Below are 16,554 nucleotides of genomic sequence, written 5' to 3'. Positions count from 1 at the left end.
AGTATGTCGTTAATAAATGTATCAAATCTGACTTTTGGCTACGACGGAAGCTATGATACGATTTTTGAAAAAGTGTCCTTTCAGCTTGATACCAACTGGAAGCTGGGCTTTACCGGGCGCAACGGTAAAGGGAAGACTACTTTTTTAAAGCTTTTGATGGGCCAGTATGAATACAGCGGTACCATTGCCGCGTCGGTTGATTTTTCTTATTTTCCCTTTAAGGTTGAGCAGAGAGAGCGGAATACCATCGACGTGGTGGATTCACTAAGCGGAAATTACGCGTTTTGGGAGCTCCAGAGAGAGCTCTCCATGCTGGAGGTTGACTACGATGTCCTGTACCGGCCTTTCAGTACATTAAGTGAGGGAGAACAGACCAAGGTGCTGCTGGCGGTTCTCTTTCTGAGAGAAAACCAGTTTTTGCTCATTGATGAGCCCACTAATCATCTGGACATGGCATCCAGAGAGCTGGTGGGACAGTACCTGAACACCAAGCGCGGGTTTATCCTGGTCTCCCATGACCGCTATTTTCTGGACCAGTGCGTGGACCATATTCTGTCCATTAGCAATACGGATATTGAGGTGCAGCGGGGAAATTACACATCATGGGCGGAGAATAAAGAGCGGCAGGACCAGTATGAGCTGGGGGAAAATGAAAAGCTGAAAAAAGAAATCGCGAAAATGACCGCGGCAGCCAGACGGACCGCCGGATGGTCAGACGCTGTGGAGAAAACAAAGAAAGGCGCGAGCCGAAAGCTTGTGGCAGGTCTGAAGCCAGACCGCGGCTATGTGGGGCATAAGGCCGCAAAAATGATGAAGCGCTCGAAGGTTACAGAGGCGAGAAAGGAAAAAGCCATTGAGGAAAAGTCAAAGCTGCTGAAAAACATTGACTGGGCCGATGAGCTTGCCATCAAAACCCTGAGCTACTCTAAAAACAGGCTGATTGAAGCCAGAGGGCTTTCCATCACCTATGAGGGCACAACGGTTTTTGAGGATGTCAGCTTTGAGGTGAACCGGGGCGACCGGGTGGCCCTCAGCGGTAAAAACGGATGTGGAAAATCCAGTATCCTGAAAGCAATTCTGGGTGAGAAAATCTGCCACACAGGGGATCTCATCATTGGAACACACCTTGAATACTCTTACGTCTCCCAGAACACCTCCTTTCTGGCCGGGAGCCTGAGAAATTATATCCGTGAAAACAGCCTTGACGAGAGCCTGCTTAAGACGATTCTCAGAAAACTGGGCTTTTCCAGAGAGCAGTTTGACAAACGCCTTGAGGACTACAGCAGTGGTCAGAAAAAGAAGGTGCTGCTGGCAGCAAGCCTGTGTAAACCGGCCCACCTCTATATCTGGGACGAGCCGCTGAACTTTATTGATGTGCTGTCCCGCATACAGATCGAGCATTTGATCTGTCAGTATCAGCCGACCATGCTTTTTGTGGAGCATGATCGAATGTTTATGGAAAATGTGGCGACAAAAGTGGTGGCGCTGAGATGAAAAAGGGCGGTGCGAGATTGTTTTATCTTAAAAGTATTTAAGAAATGCGAATGAAATCGTAGCCTAAAAATATTTTAATATAAAACTATTTACAATTGAAAACATTTCGGATATACTTTTAACCTGTAAGTAATTTTAAGGAGGACGTAATTGTGTTAGAACAGGTTAAAGAAATTATTGTAGAAGCGATCAATGTAGATGAGGATTTAATTGTACCTGAAGCAAAATTGCAGGAAGACCTCGGCATTGACTCTTTATCTGCCGTTGAACTGGCCATGGAACTTGAAAACGCATTTGATATCCGTATCGAAGACGACGCATTGGCAAATTTAAAAACAGTTCAGGATATTCTGAATATCGTTGAAAATAAATAAGGGGCTGGGGAGCAAGCTCCCCGGTACCCACAGGCAGGTAAACGGATGAACATTAACGAACTTGAAAAAATAGTCCAGATCTTTGACAGCTCCGCCCTTTCAAAAATGGAGCTGCAGAGCGGGGACGTTACCATAAAATTAGAAAAAGGAACAGAGAGTGCCGTCGTGGCCGCAGTGCCGGCTGTTAAACAGACAATGGTTCCGGCGGCAGTGCCGGATGCCAGTGCGGCTGAAGTCTGCGGGGAAGCCAAAGGCCATTGGGTGAAATCGCCTTTGGTAGGTACCTTTTACCGTTCCAACATCAAAGACGGAGAACCGCTGGTAAAGGTAGGGGATACCGTCAGGAAGGGAGACCTTCTGTGCATTATTGAGGCCATGAAGATGATGAATGAAATCCGCAGCGACCGCGACGGCGTCATTACAGCCATCAATGTTGATAATGAAACCATGGTGGAATATGATGAAAAAATCATTTGTATTGGAGAGGTCCAATGATTGAACGTATTTTAATCGCCAACCGCGGAGAAATCGCCGTCCGGATTATTCGGACCTGCAAGGAAATGGGCATCGAAACGGTGGCGATTTATTCGACAGCAGACAAGGACGCGCTGCATGTACAGTACGCCACCAAGGCGGTGTGCATCGGCGGTCCGAAATCTGATGAAAGCTATCTGAATATGCAGCGTATTTTAAGCGCCGCCTGTCTCACCGGCTGCGATGCGATCCATCCGGGCTTTGGGTTTCTATCTGAAAATCCAGCCTTTGCGCGTCTGGTTGAACAATGCGGGCTTATTTTTATTGGTCCGGACGCCGATGTCATCGAGATGATGGGCAACAAGGCAAGAGCCAAGGAAACCATGATCGAGGCTGGAGTGCCTGTTATTCCCGGTTCCAGAGGTGTGGTAGAGCTGGACGAGGCCTTTCAGGTGGCCAGGGACATTGGGTTTCCAGTGCTCATTAAAGCCAGAAGCGGCGGCGGGGGTCGTGGCATGCGCATCGCAGAATCCGAGGAGGATTTTATTGACGCCTATACCACAGCCCGGGCAGAGGCGAGGACAGCCTTTGGCGACGACGGCGTCTACGTCGAAAAGGTCGTGCAGAGCGCCAAGCATATCGAGGTACAGCTTCTGGCAGACCATTACGGCAATGTCCTGCATCTTTTTGAGCGGGACTGCTCGCTTCAGCGCCGCAACCAGAAAATTGTTGAGGAAGCCCCATGCTGCTGTCTTCCAGAAAAGATACGGGAGGCTATGACCGCCGATGCGGTTAAGGCCAGCCGCTACGTGGGCTACAACAGCGTTGGAACCATTGAATTTCTGTGGGACGGCGCAGAGCGTTATTACTTTATGGAAATGAACACCCGCATACAGGTTGAGCATACCATCAGCGAAATGATCACAGGCATCGACCTGATCAAGCAGCAGATCCGCATTGCGGATAAGAAAAAGTGCAGCCTGAAACAGGAGGATATCCACTGTCTTGGCCACGCCATCGAATGCCGGATTAACGCCGAGGATGTGAGCGCGGATTTTGCCCCAAGACCAGGACATATCAGCTTTCTGAACCTTCCGGGAGGCAGAGGTGTGCGTGTCGATACAGCCATCTACAACGGCTATGATATTCCGCCCTATTACGATTCCATGATCCTAAAATGCATCACAAACGGTGAATCCCGTCTGGAGGCCATTAAGAAAATGCGGATCGCTTTGGAAGAACTGATCGTTGAGGGTGTTCCCAACAATGTGGAATTTTTATATGTGCTGATGCATGAGCCGGAATTTATCAAGGGCCGCTTTGACACCGGCTATGTCGATACCTTTGTACAGGAGCTGAAGGATAATGGAACAATCGTTTAAGGAAAGAAAAAACAAGCTGACGCTGTTCAAGACACTGCGCCACGCCATCAAGGAAAAGCAGGGCCGTGACATACCGGACAACGTGTTTATTACCTGTCCGAAATGCAAGGCAAGCACCCCCTCCGAATCGCTGATGCACGACCTGTATGTCTGCCCCGAATGCGGCTATCACTACAAGCTCAGCGCCAGAGAGAGAGTACGCCAGATCTGTGACAGAGGGAGCTTTTCAGCCATTGATAAAAATCTGGTCAACGTGGATACCGACGCCTTTCCAGGCTATACAGAGAAAATTGATTCCTGCCAGCGCCAGACGGGCATGTCTGAGGCGGTACTGACTGGCATTGGGAAAATTGGCGGCAAAAAGACAGCTGTGGCTGTCATGGACAGCCGTTTTATGATGGCCAGCATGGGCAGTGCCGTTGGCGAACGGATCACGCGTCTGATCGAGCTTGCCGCTAAAAAAAGACTCCCCCTTGTAATCTTCTGTGCCTCCGGAGGCGCGCGGATGCAGGAAGGAATCATCTCCCTTATGCAGATGGTTAAAACCAGCGCAGCCCTTGAACGCTTTTCAGAAGCCGGCGGTTTTTACCTGAGTGTTCTGACCAATCCGACCACCGGAGGCGTCAGCGCCAGCTTTGCGACGCTCGGGGATATTCTCATCGCTGAGCCGGACAGCCTTATCGGCTTTGCAGGCAAGCGTGTGATTGAGAATACCATCAAGGAGAAACTTCCGGAGAATTTCCAGAAGGCAGAGTTTTTGCTGGAAAAGGGCGCCATTGACGCCATTGTGCACCGCAGCCAGATGAAATCAACCATCGAAAAGCTGCTGGTCCTTCATGAGAGGAGAGGTTGATGACAGAAGAAAACAAAAAACGGACGGCCTGGGACAAGGTGATGATGGCCAGACGTCCGGAACGCACCCGCGCTCAGGCCTATATAGACGCCTTGTTTGACGGCTTTATGGAACTGCACGGCGACCGCCTGTATGGTGACGATCAGGCGCTTCTGGCGGGCGTTGGTTTTTTTCACGGCCAGCCGGTTACCATTCTGGCACAGAATAAAGGAACCAACCTCCAGGAGAACCTTGACCGCAACTTTGGAATGATGAACCCCGAGGGTTACCGCAAGGCGCTGCGTCTCGCGAAACAAGCCGAAAAATTCAAACGGCCGGTCATCACCTTTGTAGACACCTCCGGCGCTTACCCGGGCAGGGGAGCAGAGGAGCGGGGACAGGCCTCGGCCATTGCCGAATGTCTCAAGGTTTTTTCAGACCTCAAAGTGCCGGTGCTGTGCCTGGTTATCGGTGAGGGAGGCAGCGGCGGCGCTTTAGCCCTGAGTGTGGCAGACCGTATTTATATGATGGAACATGCTGTATACTCGGTACTGTCGCCCGAAGGCTTTGCGAGTATCCTGTGGAAGGACGATTCACGCGTGCAGGAGGCGGCTGAGGTCATGGAGCTTACCGCCCAGGATCTGCACCGCAAGGGCATTGTGGATGAAATCATCAGTGAACCGGAAGATGGTGTGGAGCAGTGCGTGGATTTCGTCGTCTCACAGATGGACGCTCTGATTGAGCGTGACCTCAGGGCGTTGGGCCGGAAAAAGACAATGGAGCTGACAGCAGAACGCTATGAGAAGTTCCGAAAAATAGGAGCGTAGCAATGGGAATACAAATATTATCAAGCGCTTTTTCCGTACCGGAAAACTGCGTGACCAATGATGATCTGGCCAAGAAGGTTGATACCAGCGACGAGTGGATCAGGAGCCGTACTGGAATCGGCGCGCGTTTTATCGCAGAGCATGAGACTACCTCGGATCTGGGATATGCAGCGGCAGCCAAAGCCATTGAGCGTGCCGGGCTGAAACCGGAGGATATTGACTGTATTGTCACTGCGACCTTTACGCCAGAAAATTTCACGCCCTCCTGCGCCTGCCTGATCCAGGAAAAGCTTGGAATAAGGGAGCTGCCGGTTATGGCGTTTGATGTCAACGCAGCCTGTTCGGGCTATCTCTACGCTATGAATGTGGCTTCAGCTTTACTGGAAACAGGACAGGCAAACCATGCCTGTGTGGTGGGGGCTGAGGTGATTTCAAATGTGCTGGACTGGGAGGACCGGAGCACCTGCGTGCTTTTCGGAGATGGCGCAGGCGCCATGGTGTTAAAGGCAGACCCGGCCAGACAGTCCTGTTTTTACGCGGCGGCCAGAGGGGATTCTTCAGGGGCGCTGGAGACAAAATCACTTCCAGTGCACCGGCCGGTAACCATGGATGGCAATGCGGTTTTTCGCTTTGCAACAAAAGCCATGTCGGAGGCAGTGGACAGGGCCTTGGAAAAATCCGGCCTCACCATCGCCGACATTGACTGGATCATCCCGCACCAGGCCAACATCCGCATCATCGACTATGTGGCTAAAAAGGCAAGGATTGACCGGAGCAAGGTTTATGTCAACATTGACCGTTACGGCAACACCTCCTCTGCCAGCATTCCCATCGCCTACGCGGAGATGGCGGAAAAGGGACTGCTGAAGCCTGGCATGAAGGTGATCATGGCTGGCTTTGGCGCAGGCTTTACCTGGGCTGGAGCGCTGATCGAAATTTAAAATTGAAAATGAAAAATTATGGGACGAATTTGCGCCGCAAATTTGATTATAATCAAATCGGCTCTGCCGATTTGTTCCTTCATTTTCCATTCATAAATCTTATGCATAAAAAGTAGCAAGGAGTATAAAATTGATCAATCAACTACTGAACATAAAGTATCCCATTATCCAGGGAGCAATGGCGAATATTGCCACACCGGAGTTTGCGGCGGTGGCCTCAAATGCCGGCTGTCTTGGTATCATCGCGAGCGGGTCCATGACGGGTGAGGAAACGCGTGCGGCAGTCCGCCGCTGCCGTGAGCTGACCGACAAGCCCTTTGGCGTCAATGTCATGCTGATGAACCCCCATTCTGATGATATCATGACGGTTTTAATTGAAGAAAAGGTTGCGGCGGTAACCACTGGCGCAGGAAATCCGGGCAAATATCTGGACGCGCTGAAGGAGGCTGGTGTTAAGGTTTTTCCAGTGGTGGCAAGCGTTGCGCTGGCCAAGCGCCTGGCACAGAATGGAGCAGACGCCATCATTGCTGAAGGAACCGAATCCGGCGGACATATAGGCGATATTACCACCATGTCCCTCGTCCCGCAGGTAGCCGCAGCAGTGGACGTACCTGTGATTGCAGCCGGCGGCATCGCTTCCGGCAGACAGCTGAACGCTGCGCTTTGCCTGGGAGCAGAGGGGATTCAGATTGGGACCTGCCTGCTTCTTGCAGAGGAGTGCCCGATCCATGAAAACTACAAAAAAGCAGTGATCAAGGCAAAGGACCGTGACACTGTCGTGACAGGCAGAAGCCTGAATGCGCCGGTGCGCGTTCTGAAAAACGCCATGACAACAGAGTACCTGAAAATCGAGCGCGAGGGGATTGAGCGGGAAGAAATGGAGCGCCTGACGCTGGGCTCCCTGAGAAAAGCGGTTGTGGAGGGCGATGTAAAAAACGGCTCTTTGATGATGGGCCAGGTTGCAGCCATGTGTAAGGAAGTCAAGCCTTTCTCACAGATTATCGACACCCTTTTGGCGGAAGCGGCAGAAGATAAGAAGGCCTTTGAGAAAAAAAGTCAGGAACTGATCTATGGTAAAGAGTGTTAAGATTAAAGATAAGATGCTGGAGATTCCCATTATTCAGGGCGGCATGGGCGTTGGCGTCTCCCTCGCGAATCTGGCGGGCAATGTGATGAAAAACGGCGGCATGGGTGTTTTATCCATGGCCCATCCCGGCTATCGTGAGCCCGATTTTTTGGCGGACAACCTGGCTGCCAATATCCGCGGCTTTGCGGGAGAAGTAAAAAAAGCGCGTGAGACCGCAGGCGGCAGAGGACTTTTGGGTGTTAATATCATGGCGGCCCTCAAAAATTTTGAGGCCTATGTGCGGGCTGCGGCAGACGCCGCTGTGGACGCCATCATCGTTGGGGCAGGGCTGCCTTTGGAGCTTCCTAAATATGTGGAGGATGACCGCATCGCCATTGCGCCCATTGTGTCCAGCGGCCGGGCAGCCAAGCTCATTTTAAGAGCCTGGGATAAGCACTACGGGCGGACCGCAGATTTTATTGTCATTGAAGGGCCCCTGGCAGGCGGCCACCTTGGATTTAAGGAAGCCGACTTGCTTGAAGGCAAATGCCCGTCCCTTGAGGAGATTCTCGCGGATGTTAAAAAGGAAACCGCCGGCTTTGAAGAAAAGTTTGGGCGGAAGATTCCTGTCTTTGCAGCAGGCGGTGTCTACGACGGAGCGGATATTGCCCGTTTTCTGAAGCTGGGCGCAGACGGCGTACAGATGGCTACCCGGTTTATCGGAACCTATGAATGTGACGGCGCGGAGGCCTACAAGGCTGTGCTGTTGAACGCAGAGGAAGAGGACATCGAAATTGTCAAAAGCCCGGTCGGCTTTCCGGGGAGAGCTGTGAAAACAGATTTGATTGAGCGGCTGTCCCGCGAGGGCCGTATTCCACCGGACAAATGTGTGGACTGTCTGAAGCCCTGCGATCCGGCAAAGGCGCCCTACTGTATTCAGAGCGCGCTGATAGCTGCTGTTGAGGGGAATGCGGACAAGGGCCTGTTTTTCTGCGGAACCAACGCGTACCGTATGAAGGCGCTGACCAGTGTCAGAGAGATCATGGAGAGCTGTGTGGATGAAGCCAGCAGACTGATGGAGGAAATATGAAAACTGCATTTTTATTTGCCGGACAGGGTGCCCAGAAGGCAGGCATGGGAAAGGATTTTTACGATGCTTTTCCAGAGGTCCGGGATTTTTATACAGATAATGATTTGGATTTTGATTTGGCCAGGTGCTGCTTTGAAGGGCCGGAGGACAGGATCAATGATACCGCTTATGCCCAGAGCTGTCTGCTGATCACATCCTATGTGATGGCGCGCTGCCTTAAAAGGGAGGGCGTTATCCCGGATATTACCGCAGGGCTGAGCCTTGGCGAGTACACAGCCCTGACCTACGGCGGGGCGTTTACGCTGAAGGACGCTTTGAAGGTTGTACGCAAAAGAGGCCAGCTCATGGCCCACGCGCTGCCAAAGGGCACCGGTATGATGGCGGCAGTGCTGGGAGCTGACGCCGAGACCATCCGGCAGGCCTGCACAGATGCCTCTGATTTAGGCGTCTGCGAGGTGGCGAACTATAACTGTCCGGGACAGATCGTGATCAGCGGTGAAACCCTGGCAGTAGAAAAGGCCAGGGCACTGCTCCTTGAACGCGGTGTGCGGCGTGTCATGCCGCTTAATGTCAGCGGCGCTTTTCATTCCTCATTACTTTTGGAGGCTTCAAAGGAGCTCTCCGATTTACTGGATACGGTTGAGATCAAAACGCCGTCGATCCCGGTGGTTTCCAACGTGAGCGGCGATGTTGAGACAAGGCCTGTGAAAGCTGTACTGGTACAGCAGATCCATTCCTCGGTTTATTTTGAAAAGGGCATCCGCCGCATGATTGACATGGGCGTCGATACCTTTATCGAGGTGGGTCCGGGCAAGGCATGCAGCGGTTTTGTCAAGAAAACTGACCGGTCTGTAAAAGTGATGAACGTGGAAAATATGGAGACTTTTGAAGCGGTGTGTAAAGCGCTTCGTTAAATCAGGAGATAGAAATGGAAAATAAAACAGCATTGATCACCGGTGCCAGCCGGGGAATCGGCAGAGCCATTGCTCTGAATCTGGCAAAGGAAGGCTATAACATAGCCATCAACTACAACGGAAACGCTGAAAAGGCCGCTGCCGTTAAAGAAGAATGCGAAGCCTTCGGCGTACGTGCCATGATCTGCCAGTGCAACGTGGCAGATAACGCAGCGGTCAAAGAGATGGTGGACCAGGTGGTCACTGAGTTTGGGACCATTGACGTGCTGGTCAACAATGCGGGTATTACCGATGACGCGCTGATCCTGCGCATGAAGGAAGAAGCCTTTGACCGGGTTATCGACACGAATCTCAAAGGCTGCTTTAATTGCACACAGTATGTATCCAAGGTCATGCTAAAGAAAAAGAAGGGGAAAATCATCAATATGGCTTCAGTCGTCGGTATCGGCGGCAATGCCGGACAGGCGAACTATGCGGCCAGCAAGGCCGGGGTCATCGCTTTGACAAAGACAACCGCCAAGGAATTCGCGTCCAGAAATATTACCGCCAACGCCATTGCGCCGGGCTTTATCGAGAGTGATATGAGTGGCGCTTTGTCCGAAAAGGTGCAGGAAGAGATCCTGAGCCAGATCCCGCTTAAACGTTACGGCACCCCTCAGGATGTGGCCGACCTGACCGTTTTTCTGGCAGGGGATAAGAGCAGCTATATGACCGGGCAGGTCTTCAGTATTGATGGAGGTATGAGCATATGAGACGTGTTGTGATAACAGGGTTGGGCATTGTCTGCCCGATTGGAAACACCCTTGACGAAACCTGGGAGAGCGTAAAGGCAAACCGCTGCGGCGTGGGCGAGATCACCGCCTTTGATACCAGTGACTACAAGGTTAAGCTGGCCGCTGAGGTTAAGGATCTGGACACTGAGCAGTATTTCAGTAAACGGGAGATGAAGTTTAACGAACGCTTTACGCAGTTCGCCCGCATTGCAGCCAGGCAGGCTTATGCAGATGCAGGTCTTGAGGATTCCGGGCTCGACCGTGACCGTTTTGGCGTTATTGTGGGCTCCGGTGTCGGCGGACTGCGCAAGATTGAGGAATCCACCGAAACACTGAACAGCCGGGGACCGGGCCGGGTATCGCCGTTTTTTATCCCCATGGCCATTGTCAACCTGGCGCCGGGAAACATTGCCATTGATTTACAGGCAAGAGGTATCTGTTCCAGCAGTGTGACGGCCTGTGCCTCAGGAACGAATTCTATCGGGGAAGCCTTCCACCGCATCCGTTTTGGCTACGAGGACGTTATTGCGGCCGGCGGCAGCGAATCCACCATCACGCCCCTCGGCATTGCGGGCTTCCAGTCTATGCGCGCACTTTACAGCGGCGATGACCCCAGACGCGCGTCCATTCCGTTCGATAAGGAGCGCAGCGGCTTTGTCATGGGTGAGGGTGCAGGTATCCTGATGCTCGAGGAGCTGGAGCACGCAAAGGCCAGAGGCGCGAAGATTTACGCCGAAGTCGTGGGCTATGGCACCAGCTGTGACGCGCACCACATTACCGCTCCTCTTGAGGACGGCAGCGGTGCAGTAAAATCCATGAAAAATGCGTTAAAGGACGGCGGACTGGCGGTTAGCGATGTGGATTATATCAATGCCCACGGCACCAGCACTGCCTTGAATGATAAAGGTGAAACAGCGGCAGTAAAGACACTTTTCGGCAATCACGCCAAAGAGCTGATGATTTCCTCTACCAAGTCCATGACCGGGCACCTGCTGGGCGGCAGCGGGGCTGTAGAGGCGGTTATCACAGTTAAGGCCCTTCAGGATGGCTTTGTGCCGGCAACTCTGAACTATCAGGTGCCCGATCCCGAATGCGACCTGAATGTGGTGCCAAACGAAGGCGTGAAAAAGGATATTCACTGTGCCATCTCCAATTCCTTTGGATTTGGCGGACACAACGCAACTCTGGCGTTTGCGAAATGGGAGGATTGAAAATGCTGTTAAACTCAAATCAGATACAGGAAATTATTCCGCATCGTTATCCATTTTTACTGGTAGACCAGATTATTGAGATGGAGGACGACCATGTCGTGGGTGTCAAATGTGTCACGGCCAATGAAATGCACTTTATGGGGCATTTTCCGCAGCAGCATGTCATGCCCGGCGTTCTGGTCATTGAAGCGCTGGCCCAGGCGGGCGCGGTGCTGCTTTTGTCCAAAGAGGAAAACAAGGGTAAGCTTGCGCTGTTTGCAGGCATCAACAAAGCACGTATCCACCGTCAGGTCATTCCAGGGGATAAACTGACTCTGGATGTCACCTTCAAAGGGTTCCGGGCAGGGATCGGCTTTGCGGATGCGCTGGCAACCGTGGACGGCGAAAAGGCTGTGAAATGTGAGCTGATGTTCGCGGTTCAGCAGTAATAAAAAAGGGCCGCTTCCATTTTTGAAGCGGTCTTTAATTTTACAACTAATTTTCAGTCCACCCTTTCAAAATAGCCGATGGTTTGGTATAATAATAAAATATCGAAAAATTTATCACGGTTTAAAAACATTAACATAGAGAGAGGTAAGCAGATTGAAAAAAGAAATGTCAAAAGTCTATGATCCGAAGGACGTAGAAAGCCGTATATATGCCTGGTGGCAGGAAAAGGACTATTTTAAGCCCGAGGTACACCAAGGCGGAAAATCTTTTACTATTGTGATGCCGCCGCCGAATATTACCGGGCAGCTGCACATGGGCCACGCCTTTGATGACACTCTTCAGGATGTGCTCACCCGGTTCAAGAGAATGCAGGGCTATGCGGCATTGTGGGTACCGGGGATGGACCACGCCAGCATTGCCACCGAGGTAAAGGTTGTTGAAAAAATTCGTAATGAGGAAGGCAAAACCAAGGAAGAACTGGGACGCGAGGAGTTCCTCAAGCGTGCCTGGGACTGGGCTTTGACCTATAAGGACCGTATCCGTGAGCAGGTTAAAAAGCTCGGCGCCTCCTGTGACTGGGACCGCGAGCGCTTTACCATGGATGAAGGCTGCAGCGAGGCGGTCAAGGAAACCTTTGTCCGTTTATACGAAGAGGGCCTGATCTACAAGGGAAGCCGTATTATAAACTGGTGCCCGGACTGTAAAACCGCCCTTTCTGATGCGGAGGTAGAGTACGCTGAGCAGGCAGGCCATTTGTGGCATATCCGTTATCCCATCGCGGGCAGCGACGATTACGTTATTGTTGCCACAACCCGTCCGGAAACCATGCTGGGCGATTCCGGCGTAGCGGTCAATCCAAATGATGAACGCTATAAGGATCTGGTAGGCAAAACCGTTATCCTGCCGCTGGTGAACAAGGAGATTCCGGTAGTTGCCGATGACTATGTGGATGTGGAATTTGGAACCGGTGTGGTCAAGATGACCCCTGCCCATGACCCCAATGACTATGAAGTCGGAAAACGCCATAACCTTGAAGAAATCAATGTCATGAATGAGGACGGCACCATGAACGAGCTGGCTGGAAAATACGCTGGTATGGACCGCTATGAATGCCGCAAGGCGGTTGTGGAGGATCTCAAGGAGCTGGGCCTTCTTGAAAAAATTGAGGATCACGTCCACAATGTCGGCGAGTGCTACCGCTGTGGCACTACCGTTGAAACCATGACTTCTGAGCAGTGGTTTGTAAAGATGGAGCCTCTGGCAAAACCCGCCATCGAGGCAGTCAGAAACCGTGACACCCAGTTTGTGCCGGACCGTTTCAGTAAGATTTACTTTAACTGGATGGAAAATATCCGCGACTGGTGTATTTCCCGTCAGCTGTGGTGGGGACATCAGATTCCCGCCTATTACTGTGATGACTGCGGCGAGATGGTTGTCGCCAAGGAAATGCCGGCAGTTTGTCCGAAATGCGGCGGCACCCACTTTACACAGGACGAAAACGCTCTGGACACCTGGTTCAGCTCTGCGCTGTGGCCCTTCTCAACCCTGGGCTGGCCGGAGAAAACCCCGGATCTGGAAAAATTCTATCCCAACGATGTTTTGGTGACTGGCTATGACATTATTTTCTTCTGGGTTGCCCGCATGATCTTCATGGGTTTGTACAACATGGGTGAGGTTCCTTTCGCCGATGTCTATATCCACGGTTTGATCCGTGATTCCCAGGGCCGCAAGATGAGCAAATCTCTGGGCAACGGCATTGATCCGCTGGAAATCATTGAGCAGTTCTCCGCAGACGCGCTGCGCTTCTCGATCATCACAGGGAATTCTGCGGGTAACGATATCCGCTGGCAGGACGAAAAGCTGGAAGCCAGCAGAAACTTTTTAAACAAAATTTGGAATGCCGCTCGCTTTGTGCTGATGAATCTGGATGAAAATATCATGGATCAGCAGGACGCTGCACTTGCCAATTTGGAAAATACTGATAAATGGATTCTGAGCCGCATGAACGACGTTGTACGGGATGTGACCCAGAACATGGATAAATACGAGCTGGGAATCGCAGCCCAGAAAGTTTACGATTTTGCCTGGAACGAATACTGTGACTGGTATATCGAACTGGTAAAACCAAGACTGTACGGCGATGATGAAACCACCAAGGCAGCGGCGCAGTACACCCTGAACCTGGTACTGACCAACATCCTTAAGCTGCTGCATCCGGTCATTCCCTTTATCACCGAAGAAATTTATGGCTACCTGCCAGGTGCCGGCGAGGCCATCATTGTGTCTGAGTGGCCGGAATATGACGAAGCCCTGCATTTTAAGCAGGAAGAGGAGGATGTCCGCTTCCTGATGGCCTGTATCAAGAGCATCCGCAATATCCGTTCCGAGATGGATGTGCCAAACGCCAAGAAAACGCAGCTTTTTGTCATCACAGACAATGCGGCACGTGGGGAGCTGATGCTTAAGTCGGCTGTTTACTTCGAGAAACTGGCCTCTGTCTCTGGAATCTCCGCCATTGTCAAAGATGACGTTCAGGAAAACTATGTGAGCGCTGTTGTCGAAGACGCAGAGCTGTTTTTGTCCATGGACGAGCTGGTAGACAAGGAAAAGGAAATTGAGCGTCTGAACGGCGAGAAGGCCAAGCTTGAGAAGGAGCTGGACCGTGTGGACAAAAAGCTGTCCAACAAGGGCTTTACAGATAAGGCGCCTGAAAAGGTCGTGGAGGGCGAGCGTGAAAAACAGCGCAAATATCAGGAAATGCTGGATAAAGTGCTGGAACGCCTGGCCTATTACAATCAGTAAGAAAATAAAACAGAACAGGGCGGAAGGAGACTTCCGCCTTTTCTTTAAAGGAAAGTTGTATTTATTGCCGACTAAATGAAAGGAGTTCCCATGAACGAAGAAGGAAAGAAACGGATTTTGATTGCAGACGACAATCAGGATATTTGTGAGCTGGTAGAAATTCTGCTGACAGCAGAAGGCTTTGAGGTCGTTCAGGCTAAAAACGGTCAGGAGGCAGTGGACAGGACAGATGATTCCATTGATCTGATCATACTGGACGTCATGATGCCCCAGAAATCTGGCTACAAGGCCTGTTCAGAGATAAGGGAAAAGACACGGGTGCCCATTTTATTTTTAACAGCCAAGGACCAGGATTCCGACAAGGTTATGGGTTTTTCTGTGGGCGGTGATGATTACCTGTCCAAGCCCTTCTCCTATACCGAGCTGGTATCCCGTGTGAAATCCCTGCTGCGCCGCTACTATGTGTACCAGGGCAGCGCGCCGGCGGAAAAGAGCAACAAGCTGGTGATCCGCGACCTGGTGCTGGACAAGGATGCGCAGAATGTCGAGATAGGCGGGGAGATCGTCACCCTGACCGACATTGAGTACCGGATACTGGAACTCATGATGGACAACCGGAAAAAGGTATTCTCTGCCCAGAATATTTACGAAAGCATCTGGAACGAGCCCTATTTCTACTCTGCCAACAACACGGTCATGGTGCATATCCGAAACCTGCGCAAAAAACTCAAAGATAATTCTCAGGAGCCCCAGTATATTAAAACCGCCTGGGGAAAAGGCTACTATGTTGACTAAGCAGGAGGAAAGTATTTTCAGGTCGAAGCTCGGGCTGACAATCATGAAATACTTTGGCATTTCCTTTGTCATTGCGCTGGCTTCAGGGGTTGCCACCACGCTGCTGCTGAACTGTTTTATCCGTGAGAACGGTATCTCAGGCGAGACGGTGGAGCTTTTGTCCTACATGGTGACCATCGCGGTGCTTTTCGTCGTGTTTTTAAAGCTGTTTCATAAAAAGATCCGTTATATTCATACCCTGGAGCATGGCATTGAGATCATTGAGGGCGGCGGGCTGGAGTATCCCATTCCTGTGGAAGGAGATGATGAGCTGACTGCGCTGGCCATACAGCTCAACGATATGCGGCGCACACTGCAAAAGCAGATAAACGAGCGTGAGACCGCGATCCGTGAAAATCATGAGATGGTCACCGCCATATCCCACGATATCCGCACACCGCTGACCTCAGTGATCTGCTATCTGGATCTGATCAGGGACGGCAAAGTCAAAAGCCCGGAGGAGGAAGCAGTTTATATCAATAACGCCCTGGAAAAGGCCTGTCAGATCAAAAACCTTACCACAGCCCTTTTCAGCCATTCAGTGGCAGAGAATGAGGAGGTCATGTTCCATTACGAGCTGATCGACGGCAACGAGCTGCTGGCACAGGTTTTATCAGAGAGCGTTTTTCTGCTGGAGGAAAAGGGACTTACCGTCCAGGTAAAGGACAGCATTGCGGAGGGCTTTGCCATCAATGTGGATATTCAGCAGTTTCGGCGCGTTTTTGATAATCTCTGCTCCAATGCCCTGAAATACGCTGATCCCCGGCGGCCCATCAGCTTTGACGTCATGCTGGAGCCGGATACCCTGCGGATTATCCAGACAAACCAGGTGCGCAAAAACAGTGGCGGCGAGAGCTTTGGCATAGGACTGAAAACCTGTGAAAAAATTGCGGAGCGCCATGAAGGGACCTTTAAAAGCTGGATTGAGAAAGGTGAGTTTGTGGCGATCTGGACTCTGCCGCTGTATTAGCCAAAACCCTGCCGTCAGGCGGTCCGGTGCTGTTTTTTATTTTGTTCCGCAAAAAGAACACATGATGTACGATTACAGATCAAATATTAATAAAATCTTTAGATTTCAGCCCGAATTTCTTCATGTTTTTATGTTAAAATG

Annotated in this window: 16 protein-coding genes; all 16 read left to right on the top strand. The window is 51.3% G+C overall.

Annotation, left to right across the window (positions count from 1 at the left end; all coding sequences use genetic code 11):
• Nucleotides 1–3: 3 nt before the first annotated feature.
• The 16 genes from abc-f to BUC22_RS04940 all read left to right on the top strand — a co-directional run bounded on the left by abc-f (nucleotide 4) and on the right by BUC22_RS04940 (nucleotide 16,413).
• Nucleotides 4–1,494, top strand: coding sequence for a ribosomal protection-like ABC-F family protein (gene abc-f / locus BUC22_RS05015; protein WP_013379910.1), 1,491 nt, complete (start codon nucleotides 4–6; stop codon nucleotides 1,492–1,494).
• Nucleotides 1,495–1,646: 152 nt separating this feature from the next.
• A complete protein-coding gene (locus BUC22_RS05010) occupies nucleotides 1,647–1,868 on the top strand; it encodes an acyl carrier protein (protein WP_013379911.1) in 222 nt (73 codons plus the stop codon).
• A gap of 45 nt (nucleotides 1,869–1,913) precedes the next feature.
• Nucleotides 1,914–2,363: an acetyl-CoA carboxylase biotin carboxyl carrier protein gene (gene accB / locus BUC22_RS05005; RefSeq protein WP_013379912.1), complete on the top strand. Its 450-nt coding sequence runs from the start codon at nucleotides 1,914–1,916 to the stop codon at nucleotides 2,361–2,363.
• Nucleotides 2,360–3,724, top strand: a complete 1,365-nt coding sequence (accC, locus tag BUC22_RS05000; protein ID WP_013379913.1) for an acetyl-CoA carboxylase biotin carboxylase subunit — start codon at nucleotides 2,360–2,362, stop codon at nucleotides 3,722–3,724. Before accB ends, accC begins: the two co-directional genes overlap by 4 nt.
• Nucleotides 3,708–4,577 carry an acetyl-CoA carboxylase, carboxyltransferase subunit beta gene (accD, locus tag BUC22_RS04995; RefSeq protein WP_013379914.1) on the top strand — a complete coding sequence of 290 codons (870 nt, stop codon included), beginning with the start codon at nucleotides 3,708–3,710 and terminating at the stop codon, nucleotides 4,575–4,577. Before accC ends, accD begins: the two co-directional genes overlap by 17 nt.
• Nucleotides 4,577–5,383, top strand: coding sequence for an acetyl-CoA carboxylase carboxyltransferase subunit alpha (locus BUC22_RS04990; protein ID WP_013379915.1), 807 nt, complete (start codon nucleotides 4,577–4,579; stop codon nucleotides 5,381–5,383). The genes accD and BUC22_RS04990 overlap by 1 nt, the downstream gene beginning before the upstream one ends.
• Before the next feature lie 2 nt (nucleotides 5,384–5,385).
• Nucleotides 5,386–6,324: a beta-ketoacyl-ACP synthase III gene (locus BUC22_RS04985; RefSeq protein ID WP_013379916.1), complete on the top strand. Its 939-nt coding sequence runs from the start codon at nucleotides 5,386–5,388 to the stop codon at nucleotides 6,322–6,324.
• Between the two features lie 130 nt (nucleotides 6,325–6,454).
• Nucleotides 6,455–7,411, top strand: coding sequence for a DUF561 domain-containing protein (locus BUC22_RS04980; protein WP_013379918.1), 957 nt, complete (start codon nucleotides 6,455–6,457; stop codon nucleotides 7,409–7,411).
• A complete protein-coding gene (locus BUC22_RS04975) occupies nucleotides 7,395–8,480 on the top strand; it encodes an NAD(P)H-dependent flavin oxidoreductase (RefSeq protein WP_013379919.1) in 1,086 nt (361 codons plus the stop codon). Before BUC22_RS04980 ends, BUC22_RS04975 begins: the two co-directional genes overlap by 17 nt.
• Nucleotides 8,477–9,394, top strand: a complete 918-nt coding sequence (fabD, locus tag BUC22_RS04970) for an ACP S-malonyltransferase (RefSeq protein WP_013379920.1) — start codon at nucleotides 8,477–8,479, stop codon at nucleotides 9,392–9,394. The genes BUC22_RS04975 and fabD overlap by 4 nt, the downstream gene beginning before the upstream one ends.
• Before the next feature lie 14 nt (nucleotides 9,395–9,408).
• Nucleotides 9,409–10,146 carry a 3-oxoacyl-[acyl-carrier-protein] reductase gene (gene fabG / locus BUC22_RS04965; protein ID WP_013379921.1) on the top strand — a complete coding sequence of 246 codons (738 nt, stop codon included), beginning with the start codon at nucleotides 9,409–9,411 and terminating at the stop codon, nucleotides 10,144–10,146.
• Nucleotides 10,143–11,378, top strand: coding sequence for a beta-ketoacyl-ACP synthase II (gene fabF / locus BUC22_RS04960; protein WP_013379922.1), 1,236 nt, complete (start codon nucleotides 10,143–10,145; stop codon nucleotides 11,376–11,378). The genes fabG and fabF overlap by 4 nt, the downstream gene beginning before the upstream one ends.
• Nucleotides 11,379–11,380: 2 nt before the next feature.
• Nucleotides 11,381–11,806 carry a 3-hydroxyacyl-ACP dehydratase FabZ gene (gene fabZ, locus BUC22_RS04955; RefSeq protein WP_013379923.1) on the top strand — a complete coding sequence of 142 codons (426 nt, stop codon included), beginning with the start codon at nucleotides 11,381–11,383 and terminating at the stop codon, nucleotides 11,804–11,806.
• A gap of 166 nt (nucleotides 11,807–11,972) precedes the next feature.
• The gene (locus BUC22_RS04950; protein ID WP_041690150.1) at nucleotides 11,973–14,609 is read left to right on the top strand and encodes a valine--tRNA ligase; all 2,637 of its coding nucleotides are present in this window, start codon (nucleotides 11,973–11,975) and stop codon (nucleotides 14,607–14,609) included.
• A gap of 90 nt (nucleotides 14,610–14,699) precedes the next feature.
• Complete coding sequence (locus tag BUC22_RS04945) at nucleotides 14,700–15,404, top strand: response regulator transcription factor (protein WP_013379926.1); 705 nt, start codon at nucleotides 14,700–14,702, stop codon at nucleotides 15,402–15,404.
• Entirely contained in the window at nucleotides 15,394–16,413 is a 1,020-nt protein-coding gene (locus BUC22_RS04940) for a sensor histidine kinase (RefSeq protein ID WP_013379927.1), read from the top strand. The genes BUC22_RS04945 and BUC22_RS04940 overlap by 11 nt, the downstream gene beginning before the upstream one ends.
• Nucleotides 16,414–16,554 lie beyond the last annotated feature (141 nt).

Source organism: Eubacterium callanderi (assembly GCF_900142645.1).
Taxonomy (GTDB): Bacteria; Bacillota; Clostridia; order Eubacteriales; family Eubacteriaceae; genus Eubacterium; species Eubacterium callanderi.
Note: the sequence above shows the minus strand (reverse complement) of the source record. Positions and strands in the feature narration are given on the sequence as shown.